13 protein-coding genes are annotated in these 15,982 nt (G+C 67.3%); 2 read left to right on the forward strand and 11 right to left on the reverse strand.

The window, feature by feature from the left end; all coding sequences use genetic code 11:
* Positions 1–104: 104 nt before the first annotated feature.
* The 4 genes from phnX to psrA form a co-directional block, all read right to left on the reverse strand.
* Positions 105–932 carry a phosphonoacetaldehyde hydrolase gene (gene phnX, locus SD196_RS12605; RefSeq protein WP_416311565.1) on the reverse strand — a complete coding sequence of 276 codons (828 nt, stop codon included), beginning with the start codon at positions 930–932 and terminating at the stop codon, positions 105–107.
* Positions 933–1,037: 105 nt separating this feature from the next.
* Complete coding sequence (locus SD196_RS12610; RefSeq protein WP_275607340.1) at positions 1,038–1,898, reverse strand: LysR substrate-binding domain-containing protein; 861 nt, start codon at positions 1,896–1,898, stop codon at positions 1,038–1,040.
* Between the two features lie 41 nt (positions 1,899–1,939).
* Positions 1,940–3,235 (reverse strand): MFS transporter, encoded by a 1,296-nt coding sequence (locus tag SD196_RS12615; RefSeq protein WP_370601472.1) that lies wholly within the window; start codon positions 3,233–3,235, stop codon positions 1,940–1,942.
* Between the two features lie 109 nt (positions 3,236–3,344).
* A complete protein-coding gene (gene psrA / locus SD196_RS12620; RefSeq protein ID WP_331314585.1) occupies positions 3,345–4,433 on the reverse strand; it encodes an iron-containing alcohol dehydrogenase PsrA in 1,089 nt (362 codons plus the stop codon).
* Positions 4,434–4,615: 182 nt separating this feature from the next.
* Here psrA and SD196_RS12625 point away from each other — a divergent pair, with 182 nt between their 5' ends.
* Positions 4,616–5,746 (forward strand): MFS transporter, encoded by a 1,131-nt coding sequence (locus tag SD196_RS12625; RefSeq protein ID WP_416311566.1) that lies wholly within the window; start codon positions 4,616–4,618, stop codon positions 5,744–5,746.
* Between the two features lie 83 nt (positions 5,747–5,829).
* The gene (locus SD196_RS12630) at positions 5,830–6,729 is read left to right on the forward strand and encodes a sterol desaturase family protein (protein WP_416311567.1); all 900 of its coding nucleotides are present in this window, start codon (positions 5,830–5,832) and stop codon (positions 6,727–6,729) included.
* Here the strand turns inward: SD196_RS12630 and SD196_RS12635 are convergent.
* The 7 genes from SD196_RS12635 to SD196_RS12665 all read right to left on the reverse strand — a co-directional run bounded on the left by SD196_RS12635 (position 6,718) and on the right by SD196_RS12665 (position 15,836).
* Positions 6,718–7,401 (reverse strand): helix-turn-helix transcriptional regulator, encoded by a 684-nt coding sequence (locus SD196_RS12635; protein ID WP_416311568.1) that lies wholly within the window; start codon positions 7,399–7,401, stop codon positions 6,718–6,720. The two genes, SD196_RS12630 and SD196_RS12635, sit on opposite strands and share 12 nt — an antisense overlap.
* Positions 7,388–7,948, reverse strand: coding sequence for a GNAT family N-acetyltransferase (locus SD196_RS12640; protein ID WP_416311569.1), 561 nt, complete (start codon positions 7,946–7,948; stop codon positions 7,388–7,390). Before SD196_RS12640 ends, SD196_RS12635 begins: the two co-directional genes overlap by 14 nt.
* A 138-nt stretch (positions 7,949–8,086) precedes the next feature.
* Complete coding sequence (locus SD196_RS12645) at positions 8,087–9,043, reverse strand: helix-turn-helix domain-containing protein (RefSeq protein WP_331314591.1); 957 nt, start codon at positions 9,041–9,043, stop codon at positions 8,087–8,089.
* A 98-nt stretch (positions 9,044–9,141) separates the two neighbouring features.
* Positions 9,142–11,226: a hydantoinase/oxoprolinase family protein gene (locus SD196_RS12650; RefSeq protein ID WP_416311570.1), complete on the reverse strand. Its 2,085-nt coding sequence runs from the start codon at positions 11,224–11,226 to the stop codon at positions 9,142–9,144.
* A 13-nt stretch (positions 11,227–11,239) separates the two neighbouring features.
* Positions 11,240–12,919 (reverse strand): hydantoinase B/oxoprolinase family protein, encoded by a 1,680-nt coding sequence (locus tag SD196_RS12655; RefSeq protein ID WP_370601667.1) that lies wholly within the window; start codon positions 12,917–12,919, stop codon positions 11,240–11,242.
* 319 nt (positions 12,920–13,238) lie between these two features.
* Positions 13,239–14,420: a hypothetical protein gene (locus tag SD196_RS12660; RefSeq protein ID WP_370601479.1), complete on the reverse strand. Its 1,182-nt coding sequence runs from the start codon at positions 14,418–14,420 to the stop codon at positions 13,239–13,241.
* A 75-nt stretch (positions 14,421–14,495) separates the two neighbouring features.
* Positions 14,496–15,836, reverse strand: coding sequence for a purine-cytosine permease family protein (locus SD196_RS12665; protein WP_416311571.1), 1,341 nt, complete (start codon positions 15,834–15,836; stop codon positions 14,496–14,498).
* Positions 15,837–15,982 lie beyond the last annotated feature (146 nt).

Consider the following 15,982-nt stretch of genomic DNA (forward strand, 5'->3'; position numbering starts at 1 on the left):
GCACCCTGCCTCGTGTGTGAGTTTCTGATGGACAACTACCGACCCGAAGCAGACGTCATGTTCAGATTCAGGCCCGTCGCTGACGGGCCTTTTCATTCCATGGCTCAGCAGCTCTGCGGCATCTCGCCCCGCGCCAGGCGGGCGTTGATGTCGATGATCACCGCCGGCAGATCGGCGATGGCGTCGATCAGGTAGTGCGGGCGCGAGCCTTCGAACATCTGCCCGATGCGCTTACGTTCCTGTTCCAGCTGGTGCGCCGGCAGCGCCTTGTACTGCTCATAGGTCAGACCCAGGGCGTTGCCCGAGCAGGTCAGCGCCACGGTCCACATGCCGGCGCTGCGGCCTTCGAGGATGCCCGGCCAGGTGTCGTCGACCTTCACGCAAGCCGCGACATCGTTGACGCCCAGGGCGATCACGTTGGCCAGCGCCTGTGCCGGGTGCGGACGACCATTGGGCACTTCATCGGTGGCGACGACATGGTCGGCGATGTAGCCGTTGGTCTTCGCCAGGGCGACGACCTTTTCCATGACCACCGCCGGGTAGCCGGAGCAGGAACCGATCTTGAGTCCCTGTTTGCGCAGCGTGGCAATCGCGTCCAGCGCGCCTGGGATCAGCGCCGAGTGCTCGGCAATCTTCTCGATCTGCAGCGGCATGAAGCGTTCGTAGATGGCGGTGACGTCGTCGTCGGTAGGCAGATGACCGAACGCCGCGCGGTAGCGTTCGCCGATGGCGGGGATGTCGCACAGGGTGCGGATGTGGTCCCACTTGCCCATGCCCATCGGGCCGCGCGCTTCTTCCAGGCTGACCTGGACGCCGAATTCGGCGAAGGCTTCGACGAAGATCTGGGTCGGGGCGAAGGAGCCGAAGTCGACCACGGTGCCGGCCCAGTCGAGGATGGCGGCTTGCAGTTGCTTGGGTTGCTGGTAGTGCATGGCAATACTCCAGTGAGGGGTTTATTCGTTAAGAGGCAGCAGGATGAGCGAGGCCCGGCCGGCGAGGCGCGGGCTCGCCGGTTCATGGGGTCTTGAAAGTGAGCGTCAGGCCGTGGAGTCGAACAGCTCGGCGATGATCGGCCGGTTGCGGCGAATGCCCAGGCAGCACAGGTAGTAGCTGATGTGGAACGGGTCCTCGGCGAAGGCGATGGAGCGTGTGCCGGGCCGGTCGGCGTATTCCACCGCCGACACGAAGCCCACGCCGATGCCGTGCACCACTGCATGGACGATGGCTTCGCGGCTGTTCAGCTGCATCGCGCAGTCCAGTTCCACGCCGTGCCGCCGGCAGCCTTCCTCCACCAGTTGTCGGGTGCGCGAGGCCGGTTCGCGCAGGACCACGCGCTCCTTCGCGATCTCCTGCACGCTGACCGAGTCCTGCTGCGCCCACGGATGGTCGTCGCGCACCACCGCGAGGATCGGGCAGGTGCGGTAGAGCTGCGTGCTCAGACGCTGGTCGAATTCCGAGAGGGCGAGGATCGCCACGTCGATGTCGAAGTTGTACAGCCGCTCCAGGGTGCCGGCCTCGCTGGTGAAGGAAGTTTCCAGCTCGATGTCCGGGTAACGCTGCATCAGCGAGTAGGTCAGGCTCATGGCGATCGGCGGCGACACCGCACCCAGGCGCAGCATGCCCTGCTTGCGCTGCTGGAAGCTCTGCAGCAGTTGCAAGGCTTCGTCCTCCTGGCCGAACAGGCCCTGGGTGATCGCGTAGAGCTGCTCCCCAGCCGGGCTCAGCTCGATGAAGCGTCCCCGCCGGTGAAACAGCTCCACCGAAAAGCGCTTCTCCAGGCCGCTGACCTGCTCGCTGATGGTCGGCTGGCCGACGCTCAGCAGCGCCGCCGCCTGGGTGAAGCTGCCGGTGCGGGCCACGGCATGAAAGGAGCGCAACCACTTGTGGTACTGGTACATGAAGGTTCTCTTTCAGGAAGGCTTGCCGCATGGCCGTGCCCTCAGCGTCGGACGAACAGGGCAACCACTGCGCTGCACACACAGGCCGTGGTGACCACGATGAAGATCAGTGAAGTATTGCCGGTCGTGTCCAGCATGCGACCGATCAGGGGTTCGGCCAGACCCGCAAAGAGGTACGAGGAGAAGTTCATGATCCCGGTGGCGGTGCCAGCGCGGCGCGCGCCGACCAGGTCAGGGCAGAGCGCCCAGAAGCTCGAGGCCGGGCCGTAGACGAAGAAGCCGCAGAGGAACAGCGCGAGCAGGCCGACTCCGCTGTGCGCCGGCAGGCTCCACATCCACAGGCTGGTGAGGGCGCCCAGCACCATGTAGAGCATGATCGCGCGGTAGCGCTTGCTGCCGAACAGGCGGTCGGACACCCAGCCGTTGCTCAGCGCGCCGACGGCCATGCCGACGGGCAGGGCGATGGTGATCCACTTCGGGTCGATGAAGCTCTGGCCTTTCTGCCAGTTGGCGCCGAGGAAGTGCACCGGCACCCAGACGATAAGCCCGTAGCGCGCGGCGTTCTGGAAGCCCAGGGACAGCGCCGCCACCAGCAGGCGCGGGTTCTTCAGCACGGCGAGGTAGCGCTGCGTCGAGGATTCTTCTTCACCGTGAGCAGCTTCGCTGGCGCGGTCTTCGGCGTTTGCCACGCCGGTGTCTGTCAGCGGTTCGAAGCCCATGTCCTGCGGGCGTTCGCGGGCCACCAGGTAGAACACGATGCCGCCGGCGAGCATCAGCAATACCGGCAGGCGGAAGATCCAGCGCCATTCCAGGTGCAGGACGTCGATCACCACCACGGAGGTGACGTAGGACAGCACCGAGGCGCAGCCGGCGGCGAACACATAGAAGCCATAGACCTTGCCGCGCTCGGCGGCGCTCCACCAGTTCGACAGCAGGCGGCTGCCCGGTGCCCAGCCCAGGGCCTGGAAGTAGCCGTTGATGCCCCAGGGCAGGACCAGGCTGGCGAAGCCGCCGGCGAAGCTGGTGACCCAGTTCGCTGCACAGGACAGCGCCGCGCCCAGGCTCATGATGCGCCGTCCGCCGAACTTGTCGGCGAGGTTGCCGTTGATTGCCTGGCCGATGGCGTACATCCACAGCATGGCGCTGGAGGCCCAGCCGAGGGTTTCCTTGCTCAGGCCGAATTCGGCCTGGATACCGGGAATGGCGAAGCCGAAGGTCTGGCGGCCGGTGTAGAAGAACAGGTAGCAGAACATCGCGGCCAGCAGCATGCGCCACTGGGCGACGCGGAACGGTGTTACGGCGGAGACGGGACCAGACAGGGTTTGTGCACGGTTCATGGCGGTTTCCTTCTTGTTCGCTCGCGCCGGCGCAAGGCTCGGCGTGTCGGCACTCTTGTTCGGTGCAACAGGAAATGGCGGCGCTGGGGCCGCCCGTTGGGGGACGGCGTCAGGCGGCTTGCGAGCCGATGAAGTTGCGTCCGCGCGCGCCCTGCATGGCGAAGTCGATCATCGCTTCGGCTTCGGCGGCAGTCACGCCGTAATCGCCGAACTCGGTCTTGACCCCGAGGCGATGGAGGAATTCACGCAGGCGCTGCTGCGCGCCGGCGCGGTCGCTGCCGAACACCCGCTGCAGGGTGTGGTCGCGGTCGGCGTCGCGGCCCCAGGCCAGGCCGAGCACCAGCGGCAGGGTGAAGGAGCAGGCGATGCCATGGGGCAGGCCGTGGCGCAGGGTCATTTCGTAGGAGATGGAGTGTGCCAGCGCCGTCTTGGTGTTGGAGAAGGCCATGCCGGCCTTCAGTGCGGCCAGCGCCATGCGCGAGCGCAGTTCGCGGCTGCCCAGGTCCTGCTGCAGGCGCGGCAGGCAGTCGAGGATGTCCTCGATGGCGGAGACGGCGAAGGTGTCGGAGATCGGGTTGGCGTTGTGATTCCAGATCGATTCCAGCGCGTGGGACAGCGCGTCCAGCCCGGTGGACACGGTCACCCCGGCGGGCACGCTGAGCATCAGGTCCGGATCGATCAGCGCCACCTTCGGCCAGGTGCAGTCCAGGTGCAGGGAGTATTTCTTCTGCTGCTGCGCGTCCCAGATGGTCGCCCAGGGTGTCACTTCGCTGCCGGTGCCGGCGGTGGTCGGCGCGGCAATCAGCGTCTTGTGCCGCGCCGGGACGAAGGGCTTGCCGGCGGCCAGCAGGTCGAGCAGTTCGTCGAAGCGGCCGGAAGCGGTGCCGACGATCAGCGCCTTGGCGGTGTCGATAGCGCTGCCGCCGCCGAGGGCGAACACGGTGGTGCAGTCCGCCGCTTCGCGCCAGAAACGTTCGTGCACATCACGCAGCCAGGCCACGTCGGGGTTGGGCTGCACGTCGTCGATGACGTAGGCGAGGCGTTCGCCAAGCAGGCCACGGACGCGCTCGATCAGCCCCAGCTGCGCGGCTTCAGGGAAGGTCACCAGGGCGACCTTGCCCTGGCAGAGGTCGGCGATGCGGTCCAGGCTGCCGCCGCCGAAAACGGTGGCGACCGGATTGTGGAATCGGGCAGGCATGGGCAGTTCCTTGTTGTTGTTTGAACGTGCGGCCATGCTCGGGGTCTTGTCGTTTTCGTTCCAATCGATTGATCGCAGGTGGGCATCGGCCAGGCCGATAACGGCGGGTGCGAGCGCAAGGCTTGTCTTGCGGGCCGGGTACCGGGTTATCCTGCGGGCCCCGTCGCCGTCACGAGACTGTCATGTCGTCCGCTGCCGAGCTGGCGCCGCTGCGCCGCGCCGACCGAGATTCGCGCAACTCCGCCCAGGTGCTCGGCCTGTGCCTGCCCGCCGACGTGCTGCTCTACCTGCTGCTGCCGATGTACGCCGCGGACTTCGGCGTGACCCTGGTGGAAGCGGGCATCCTGCTGGCGGCGAATCGACTGGTGCGCATCGTCGGTTATGGCTGGGTGGTGCGCTTCTACGGTCGCCATGGTGACCGCACCGCCTGCAGCCTTGCCGCGTTCGCCACGGCCCTTTGCGCGCTGGCCTCGGCGACGCTCTCCGGTTTTGCCGTGCTGCTGGTGTTCCGCCTGGTCTGGGGCCTGTGTTTCGCCACCTTCAACCTGAGCACCCAGACCCTCGCCACCGCCGAGGCCCAGGGCGCCGCACGCCGCGCCGGGCGTTCGCGGGCGACCCTGTCCATCGGGCCGATGCTGGCGTTGCCGCTGGGCGCGGTGATGGCCCAGGCCTTCGGGCCGCGCAGCGTGTTCTTCGTGTTGTGCGTGGCAGCCCTGTGCGGGCTCTGGCGCGCCCGCGCGCTGCCTGCCACGGGCCACCAGATTCCGGTCAGTAACGGGCGCCGCCTGCGCCTGCCGGACAGCATTGCCACCTGGTCCTTCATCGAGGGTGTCACGCTGGACGGCCTGTTCGTCTTCGGCCTGTCGCTGTACGCGCAGACGCACCTGGGCGGCACCGGCGTGCTGGTAGCCGGCATCCTGATGGCGGTGCGTTACCTCAGCGAGATGCTCTTCAGCCCCTTCGGCGGGCGCCTGGCCGATCGCTTCGGCGCGCTGCGCATGCTGGTGGTGCTGTCCCTGGCTACCTCGCTGGCGTTGCTGATGTTCGGCAGCTACTGGCTGTTCGTCGGCGCCTTCTTCGTGCTGGTGCTGCGCGCGCTGCAATTGCCGCTGGTGGTGACGCTGGTGGCGCAGCGCAACCCCCAGGCGCGCATCCAGGCATTGGCTGGCAACGCCGTGTGGCGGGACATCGGCGCGGGACTCGGGCCAATCCTCGCCGGTGTATTGTTGCCGCAGGTGCCGGCGTTCTGGGCCTACGCGGGCGCGGCGCTGATCCTGGCGCTCAGCGCGTTGGGGTGTGCCTGGCGGCGCTGAGCAGGGAACATGCGCGGATTGTTCAAGCGCGGCTGACGGCGCGGCGGCAACACTGGCGACTCCCACTGCACTGGAGTTGCCCCATGCGATACCTCTACGCCCCTGCGTTCTTCTTCGGTTTCATCGGCCTTGCCCTGTACCTTGTCGGCGAAGGCGTGTCACTGATCTGCCTGCCGGCGCTGTTGCCGCTGGCGATCCTGCTGGCGTTCCTGGCGGAGCGGCTCCGGCCCTATCGAGCCGCCTGGAACGAGAGCCACGGGGATGGTGGCCGCGACCTGTTGCATGCGCTGGTCAATGAGACGCTGAACGCCCTGGGGATTGCCGCGATCCCGCTTGTCGCCCTGTGGCTGCCGCACTTCGGGTGGTGGCCCAGCGGCTGGCCGTTGGCGTTGCAGTTGCTGGCGGCGCTGTTGATCGCTGATCTCGGCATCACTCTGGTTCACTACGCCAGCCACCGTTCGCCGCTGCTGTGGCGCCTGCATGCAGTGCACCACAGCGTCGCGCGGATGTACGGCTTCAACGGGCTGATGAAGCACCCTCTGCACCAGGCGCTCGAAGCCTTGGGCGGCACGCTGCCATTGCTGTTGCTGGGGATTCCCGTGGAGGTTGCGGCGCTGCTGGCGTTCGCCATCGCCATCCAGTTGCTGCTGCAGCACAGCAACGTCGACATGCGTATCGGCGCATTGCGACACCTGTTCGCCTGGGCGCCGCTGCATCGTCTGCACCACCTGAAATACGGCACGGCGGGGGATGTGAATTTCGCGCTGTTCTTCAGCTTCTGGGATCGCCTGCTGGGTACCGCGCTGTACCTGCCGGACTACCGGCTGGCGGAGGACGACCTGGGGATCGGCGACCGCCCCGACTATCCGGTGGGGTACCTCGCGCAACTCGCCGAGCCGTTTCGCCGTGTCGATGCAGCACATCAGGCGGCAGCGTTGCCCCCGCAATTGTCGGCAGAGCTGCGTCGCGCGCTAATCGAGTAGGCGCAGCTTCAACTGGCGCAGCGTCAGGTCGGCGCGAATGCCGAACTGGCTGCGCACGCTGCGGGAGAAGTGCGCGGAGTCGGCGAAGCCCGCCGCGATGGCTGCGCTGGTCAGGCTGTCGCCGGCCATGGCCAGCCGCAGCGCCTGGCGTAGCCGCTGCCAGAGCACCAGGCGACGCACCGACAGACCCAGCGTGCCGCTGAACAGCCGCTCCAGCTGGCTCAGCGAGAGTGAGGCTTCCTCGGCCAGGGACTGGGCGGGCAGGGCGCCGTCATCCAGCGCGCGGAGCCGTTGCAGCGCCTTTTCCAGGCGTGGATCGAGCTCGCGCCGGGGCAGTGCCCGCAATTGCGCGGCGAGGGCTTCCAGGTCCGGTCCGGTTTGCCGGCAGACGCTTTCAAGGTCGTCCAGCGTGAAGGCCAGCGGCTCGGCGAACAGCGTGACGGCGTGCTGGTGGCTGTCGAGAATTGCATGGCGCTGGTTCGAGGCGATGATCAGTAAAGGCCCCTGCCAGGGTTGCTCATCGATCAGCACCTTCACATCGCCCGCGCGGGCCATCAGCACCTGGTGAGCATAGTGGGCGTGGGGCCGCGCGTGGCCGGTGGTGCCGGCGACGAGGCAGAAGTCCGCACCCAGCCAGAGTTCGCCCTGCCAGGCCTGTTCAGTCGGCTGCATGGCGCGCCAGCCACTCTTCGCGGGTCAGCTCCCAGGTTTCCCGTGGCAGCACGCCACTGACGAAGTGACCTTCGTCGCGGCCCACCCGGCGCATGCCTTCGCGCTCGGAGATACGCCTCGACCCTTCGTTGACGATGGCCTTCGGCACTTGCATCAGCGGCCGCCCCAGCGTCACGAACCAGAAGCGATTGACCGCTTCGCAGGCCTCGCTCATGTAGCCCTGGCCCTGCCACGCTGGCGCCAGCCAGAAGCCGCGATGGTTGCCGGGCTGATCGAAGAGCGAAATGCTGCCAATGGCGCCTTCCGGCTCGCTGTCCAAGCGAATCATCCAGTGCCACTCCTCGCCACGGGCCATGGCTGGCAGCACCACGTCGCGCACATAGACCCGCGCGCCGTCGTCCGGATAAGGCCAGGGCACGCGGCGGTCCAGGTAGCGCACTACTTCCCAGTGCGGGAACAGGCGCTGGATGGCTGGCGCATCGGTGAGTTGAATGGGCGTGAGCAGCAAACGCGCGGTGCGCAGGGTGGGCGGGCTGTGGCTGTCCATGGCGGGCTCCTGGAACTTCATGGACAGTCTGCCGTTTCCTGGCGGCCGCTGGCCAGCCCTCGTCACCCGCGGTCATCGACCCGAAGGGGCACTTGCTTGTCCTGGCGAATGCCCCGTGGTGGTTCGCAGCATTCGGGATCAGTGGGCGTGTGCGCCGCGCACTTCGCGGGCGGTGCAGCCGAACCGCTGGCGGAAGGCCCGAGTGAACTGGGCCTGATCGTTGAAACCCCAGTGATACGCCAGTTCGCCGATGGAGAGGTGGCAGTGCGGGTCGCGCAATTGGCGATGCACGGCTTCCAGGCGTTGCTGGCGCACCCATTCGCCCAGGGTGTAGGGCGTGGCGGCGAAGAGCTTGTGCAGGTAGCGCAGCGACAGGCCGCAGGCGTTGGCGATGGATTGCGGGGAGAGGTTCGGGTCGCCCAGGTTCTGCGCTACGAACTGTTCGACCCGTTGCAGGTGCAGGGCGCTGAGGCTGGAGCTTTCGCTGTTGAGCACGCGCTCGTCCTGTTGCAGCGCCAGCAGCAGGATGGACAGGGTCTGTTCCAGCAACAGGTGGTGGGCGGTGGGCGGGCAGGCGTCGAAGTGGGTGGCGCACAACGCCAGCTGCTCGACGAACAGCCGGCCCAGGCCACGCTCGGCATCGAAGCAGTAGCGGGTGTAACGCTCGGGCCCGCGCAGTTGGCCCTTGAGCGCACGTTCGGGGAGCTTGAGCACCCAGAGATCGTTCTGGGCAGCGTAATGGAAGCGGTACGGCGCATCGCCGCGTTCGACGATGAAGCCGCCAGGGGAGCAGCTCAGCTGTCGGCCGTCCTGTTCGAAATGCACGTCGGTACAGCGGGGCACGGTGACCAGGTAGAAGGCTTCGCGGTCTTCGCCGGCTTGCACCTTGCTGCGCGAATAGCCCAGCGTGCTGGAGCGCAGGCGGGACAGACTGACGGGGCTGCTGGGGGTATCCCACACCTGCAGGTGGCCGTCGAAGGGCTGGTCGCCGTCGAACTGCAGCGACAGCGGGAAATAGGTACTGCTGATTGCCTCGGCCCAGCGCGCCTGGCGTTCATGCTGCGACCAGCGGGCGGTCGACAACTCATGGGGCATGGCGTGTCCTCGTGCTTATTGCTCTTGTGAGGACAGCGCGGCAGGTCGAGCCTGCCGCGCTGTGTATCGGCCAATGATCCGCGTGATTCAGGACTGCATCAAGCGCAGCGCGTCACCCGGTAAGTGGCGGAAGGTTCGAGCGTCGCCTGCCAGAGCGGTGGAACCACGATGTTGGTGGTGTCCTCCTCGATCACGCAGGGGCCCTGGACCGTCTGGCCCGGCTGCAGGCGGTTGCCGTTGAACACGGCGGTTGACTGGAACTCGCCGTCGGCGCTGAACAGCATCGGACGCAGGCTGTCCGGAACCGCCGGCGGCGGGTTGGTCGGGCCTTGCAGTTCGAGTTGCGGCGGACGCGGCAGGTGGCCGATCACCGAGCACTCCAGGTTGACCAGTTCCACCGGGCTTTCGCGTTCGCTGTAGGAGAACAGCTTCTGGTGGCGGTCGTGGAAGGACTCGCAGAGGGCGGCCAGGCCGGCCTCGTCGAGCTGGTGCGCCTCCAGCTCCACGCTGCACTCGTGGATCTGCCCGAGGTAGCGCATTTCCAGGGTGTAGTGGCAGCTGCTGCTTTCGTCGCCGAAGCCGTCGTCGCGCAGGTTGACCAGGCCTTGCTGGCGCAGGTCGGCCAGGGCGCGGTTGAGCTGCTCCAGGTCGACGTGCCCGGCGTCCAGGCGCATCGGCAGGGTGGTCAGCTGGTCATAGCGCACGTCGGAGAGGATCTGGCCGAAGGCGCACAGACCGGAGGCGACCTTGGGGATCAGCACGGTCTGGATGCCGATTTCCTCGGCCAGGCGCACCACGTGCATGCCCGCCGCGCCGCCGGCGCCGATCAGGGCGAAGTCGCGCGGGTCGTGGCCACGTTCGATGGACACCCGGCGGATGCCGTTGACCATGTTCAGGTTGACCAGGGTGGTGATGCCGAAGGCTGCGCGTTCGATGCTGATGCCCAGTGGATCGGCGATCTTCTGCCGGATGGCGTCCAGCGCGGCCTGGCGGTTCAGGCGGATGGTGCCGCCGAGCAGGGCGCCGTCCGGCAGGTAGCCCAGGGCCAGGTTGGCATCGGTCACGGTCGGTTCGCTGCCGCCCTTGCCGTAGCACACCGGGCCCGGCTTGGCGCCGGCGCTGCGCGGGCCGACCTGGAGCATGCCGAACTCGTCGAGGTGGGCGATGGAGCCGCCGCCGGCGCCGAGGGTTTCCACCTGGATCATCGGCACGCCGATGCGCTGGCGGAGGAAGTCCACGTCCTTGCTGAAGTTGGTGCGCCCGGCGTTGGTCAGGGTGATGTCGAAGGAGGTGCCGCCCATGTCCACGGTGATGATGTTGTCGATGCCGAAGGGGCGCGCCACCGAGAGGCCGGCCTGGGGCGCGGAGGCCGGGCCGGAGTTGATGGCGTTCACCGCCCGCTCGCGCATCACGTTGCCCGGCGCCAGGCCGCCGTTGGACTGGAAGTAGCGCACCGGCTGCTGGGTGCCGAGCTCCTCGAACAGCGCGTCGATGCGTTCGACGTAGCGCGCCATCACCGGGCTCAGGTAGGCGTTGACCACGGTGGTGGATGTGCGGGTGTACTCGCGGATCTGCGGGAAGACTTCGTAGCCGGTGCAGATGAACACGCCCGGCAGCGCGGCGCGCACCAGTTCGGCGGCGCGCTTCTCGTGGCTGGGGTTGCGCACCGACCAGACGAAGGAGATGGCCACGGCCTCCACACCCTCGGCGCGGAAGTAGTCGATGGCGTCGTGTACCGCGCGTTCGTCCAGGGGGCTGTGCTCGCGGCCGTCGCCGAGGATGCGGCCGCCGACGGGGCGGCGCAGGTGGCGCGGCACCAGCATGTCCGCCGGCGGGTAGTGGGCGTCGTAGCGGTGGCCTTCTTCCTTGTGGCCGAGGCGGATTTCCAGGCTGTCTTCGTGGCCGGCGGTGCAGAGCAGGCCGACTTTCACGCCGGTGCGTTCGATCAGCGCGTTGAGGGCGACGGTGGTGCCGTTGATGCACAGGTCGCAGTTGGCAATGATCTCCGCCGGGGTGCGGCCGGTGGCGTCGGCGATCTGCGCCAGGCCGGCGCGGATGGCCAGGGTGCCGTCCTGCGGGGTGGAAGGTGCCTTGAACAGCTGCACGCCGCCGTCGCGGTCGGCCAGGATGAAGTCGGTGAAGGTGCCGCCGGCGTCGATGCCCAGGCGATATTGGTTGCGCATGTTGGATCTCCGGTCAGAACTGGCCGCGGGCGGCGCGGGTGGCGGTTTCGTCGAGGTGGCCTTCGGCGTCGAGGATCACGCCGTACTCCAGGGCCGCGCCCTGGGGCGAGACCAGGCCATTGCGGACGTCCTGCAGGACCGCCGCCACCGGGCGGCGCAATGGGTCGCCGTAGCCGCCGCCACCGGGGTTGATGTTGATGATCCGCTCGCCGGGCTGGATGGTGAGCATCGGGTTCTGTACGTAGTGGTCCTCTTCGCCGTCGGCATGGCGATGGATCAGGCGGCCCAGCTTGGGTTCGGGCATCGCGTTGCGCGCCCCGGCGGCGCCGGCGGTGGGCAACTGGCGGCCTTCGCCGAAGCCGACCACGGTCATGGCGTGCTCCAGCGGTTCGATCTCCAGGCGGGTGCCGGAGCCACCGCGGAATTCACCGGCGCCACCACTGTCGGCCATCAGGCTGTAGCGGTGGATCAGCACCGGGTAGGCATGCTCCAGCAACTCGATATCGCCGCTCATCAGGGCGCCGAAGCAGCACAGCGGGCCGCAGGCGTGCCAGCCGTCCATCACCTTGTTGGCGCCCGCGCCGGCGATGATCGAGGCCAGCACCATGGTCACGTATTCGCTGTTGGCGTTGCGCGGGTCCAGGCCGGCGATGTTGATGCCGCTGGCATGCCCCCAGGAGGCGGTGACGCGCTGCGGCGAGGCCTGCTCCAGCGCCAGGCGCACGGCGTCGGCCAGGGTTTCCATCGGCGTGGTGGTGCAGTTGACGTGGGGTGCGGGTTCCTGGGCGTTGCACAGGGTGCCCCGGGGGCCGACGTCGACGCTGACGCAGCGGTACAGGCCTTCGTTATAGGGCGGGGCGACCTGGGCGAACATCATCAGCCCGAGGTAGACGCCGGAGACCGAGTTGCCCTCATAGGAGTTGATGAAGTAGGGCACCTGGGGCGGGCTCTCGATGCGGATGCGAGCCTCGTCGCCGCGGATTTCCACGTGGGCGGTGATGGCCAGTTCGCCCAGGCCGTGGCCGGAGTCTTCCAGCACGGCGGTGCCACTGTAGTGGCCGTCCGGTACGTCGCGCAGCAGGGCGCGCATGTGACGGTCGGCCATGTTCTTCAGCTCGGCGATGCAGGCGCGGACCTGTTCGACGCCGTACTTGTCGAGCAGCTCCAGCAGATGGCGCTCGCCGACCTTGCAGGCGCCGTACTGGGCGTTGAGGTCGCCTTCCTGGTAAGGACGGGCGCGCATGTTGGTGAGCATCAGGTTGATCACGTCTTCGCGACGCTTGCCCTTTTCCCACAGCTTGACCGGCGGGATGCGCAGGCCCTCGGCGTAGATTTCCTTGGCGTCGGGGTTGTAGCCGGCCGGCACCGGGCCGCCGATGTCGGTGAGGTGGCCCTTGCAGACGGTCCAGAACACCAGTTCGCCCTTGTAGAACACCGGCTTGTACATGCAGCAGTCGAGGATGTGGCTGCCCTTGTAGGCCGGGTCGTTGTGGTAGATCACGTCGCCTTCGGCGATGTCGTCACCGAAGAAGCCGGCCACGCACTTCATGGCGGGAATCAGCGAGCCCAGGTGGATCGGGATGTCCTGGCCCTGGAGGATCATCTCGGGGAGGTGGTCGAACAGGGAATTGGAATAGTCATGGGCCAGGTTGAACACACTGGATCGGCCGGTCTTTTCCAGGGTCAGGGTCATCTCGCGCTGCGCTGTTTCCAGCGCGCCGCGAACGACCGCGAGAGTGATGGGATCAACTGTTTTCATGGGGCACCAACGCTTGTTTTTATGTTTCGGGTGAGGGTCGTTCTTGTACGACCCTTGCTGCATACGCTACGGCCGGCGGGGGCGGCTGGCTTGTCGCTGGGTGCACTGGTTGTTGCGTTCTGGCGCACTGCGCAGGCGGGCGATCAGTCAGCAAGGGGATGCCCCCGCGAGGCGGGGGCGAACGCGCGGATCCAGGCGCGGGACGGGCGCCGACATCGCTTGTGAAGGCGCATGTCAGCTGCCCGGGCGCACCTCAGAAGTAGTAACCGATGTTGCTGTACAGCTGGTTCTCCCAGTGGTCGGTGCCGCCCGCACCCAGGCTCTGGGTGTAGCTGCCGCCGCCGATGTACGGGTCGTTCCTGCCGTGCAGCCATTCCAGGGCGATCCACAACGGGCCGAGGGTGAAGGAGCTGCCGGCGATGAAGCGCTGGGAGTCGCGGAAGTCCGACTCGTCCTTGTCGAACAGGCTGTAGTTGGCGTAGAGCTTGACGCCCGAGAACCAGCCGTACTGGCCGGGCAGGCTGTAGCTGAGGTCCGCCACGTAGAGGTTGCCCTTGGCGGCGACGTTGAAGGTGCCGTCGAAGCTGCCGAAGCTCACCAGACGGTCGTCGCCGGGATTCTCCGGGGTCATCTGCTGGCGCGCGGCCTGAACCTGGAAGCCCCAGGGACCGTTCTGCGCGGTAGCGTGCAGGGCTGCGGCGGTGCGATGGCCGTCGCGGCCAGTGTCCTGGTTGTCCAGGGTGGAGGCCAGCAGCGAAACGCCAGCCTCGCCGCTCCAGTCGCCGGCCTGGTAGGTCCGCGCCAGGCGGCCGACGAGGATGTCCTGCTCGTGGTTGTCGCTGCCGTCCACCACGTAGTCATCGGCGCTGGCGACACTGGTGCCGTAGGTGCGACCACCCCGGCTGGTGCCGCGGCCCTGCTCGGCGGGAATGGGGTAGTACGCCGCCTGCAGGTCCCAGCTGCCGTGCCGGGCAAGGTACTTGAAGCCGATGTCCTGGGTGTCTTCCAGGCCGATCACGTTGCCCAGGGTCTCGAAGAAGGTGCTGCCGAAGTAGGGCGCCAGGCCGAAGGGGATCGCGGTCTGGCCGACCTGCAGCTGCTGCTCGGGGGTGAAGCGGTAGCCGACCCAGGCGTATTCGGCGAAGGCGATATCGCCCACCCGGTCGGTGTAGTCGTAGGGGTAGTCGCCACCGTAGAAACGGTACTTGGCGGCCGCTATCCAGCTGTCGGAGTGGTAGTCGGCGGTGAGGAAGAAGGTGTCGAAGCTGAACTCGGAAATGTCGCGGTCGGGGTCATGGTCCAGACGCCCGCGCAGGGCGCCGCCGAGGTCGAGGTTGTCGGTGATTTCCACGGCGTCGGCGGGCTGCCCCAGGCCGAGGGCGAGGACGGACAGCGTGGCGAAAATCGAGATAAGCCGAGTGCGTTGCGGGTGCATGAACCGCTCCAGATGTTCTTGTGGTTGTAGAAACGTTCGCTTGCAGGGAGGGGCCGCCCGGCGGGCGGCCGAAGATCAGCCCAGGTCGCCCTGGGGCTGGGCACGGCGCGACAGCAGGGGCGCGAGATAGCCGAGGAAGGCCACGAGGAAGGCGGCCGGCGCCGAGGCGGTGGCGAGCTCGGCGATGCCGCACAGGTGCAGCCCGATGCCCACGGCAGCGGAAGCCAGCCAGGCGAACAGGCCCCTGGCCCGGAAGGCGGGAAGACCGTCGAGCCGATAGCGGGTATTGCGGGTGACCAGCAGGTGGGCGAGGGCGATGGCGACCCAGCCGACGATCAGCAGGCTCTGGTAGGCCAGCGCCTGGAGGATGTAGCTGAATACGTCGAACAGCATCAGCAGGTAGACCAGTGCGCCGGTCAGCAGCGCCCAGGCCACGTAGGGAACCCGAGCCAGGCCGAGGTGACCGGCGAACGCCTGCAGGTTGGTGGCGGCGAGGAAGAAGTTGCCGGTGTTGATGCGGGTCTGGCTGATCCAGACGAAGAGCAGGCCGCCCAGCCCCATCAGCTGGATGATCGCCAGTACCACCGAGACCTCGCTCAACCCGCCCTCGGTGGGGATGGTCGCGGCGAGGAAGATGCCCACCAGGCCGTTGAGCAGGAAGGCCACGCAGTAGAAGGGCATGCCGAAGTTGATTCGCGCGTGGTAGCGGCTGTCTTCCTGACGGCCGAAGCGGGCGTAGTCCCAGGTGTACATCATCAGCACCCAGACGCCCATGAAGTAGGTGAAGCAGTTCCACCAGCCGTGGGGCACCGGTCCGCCCTCGGGCGCCAGGGCCAGCCAGGCGGAGGAGTAGCCGTATTCGCCGATGGCCATGACCACCGCCGCCACCAGCCCGAGCAGGTAGAAGGGCAGCAGTACGCCGTTGAGCTTGTCCAGCCAGCGCAGGGCATTGCCGAAGATCAGCAGCACGCTGTAGACCACTACCAGCAGGAATGCGGCATGCAGTTCGAGGCCCGGCAGGTAGCGATGCAGCGCTACCGCCATCACCGAGCCTTCGAAGACCGCGTAGTAGATGGCCGTGGCGCTGAACACCAGCGTGGCCAGCGCGGCGCCGGTGCGGCCGAACAGCACCTGGGAGAACTGCGCCACCGACAGGCCGGTGGCGATGGCGTGGCGGCTGATGACGGCGTTGATCAGGCCGTAGCTGATCACCGACAGCACCAGGCCGATGATGGCGTTCAGCGTGCCGTAGCCCATGGCCAGGGCGGCGGCCACCACCAGGTAGAACATTGCGCTGCAGATGCCCCACCAGGCCATGGTCAGGGAGCCGCGGCCGAGCCGTTGCGAGTCCGGGACCGCGCCTTGGGAATGGGACTGTTCAGGGGATGATTCGTGATTCGAGAGTGCTCCAGCCATGACCGTACCTTTCTTGTTGTTGGAGTTGGGAGGCTCCAAGACGGTAAGGAAAGTCGGTCGGGCGGGATTGCCGTTGGGTGTACGGCTTTTTGCGCCTGGATGCACAGGCGCTCTGGGACGCGGATCGGGCGAAGGGGCGTGGTTTC

The sequence above is a fragment of the Pseudomonas macauensis genome (assembly GCF_047902425.1).
Classification (GTDB): domain Bacteria; phylum Pseudomonadota; class Gammaproteobacteria; order Pseudomonadales; family Pseudomonadaceae; genus Pseudomonas.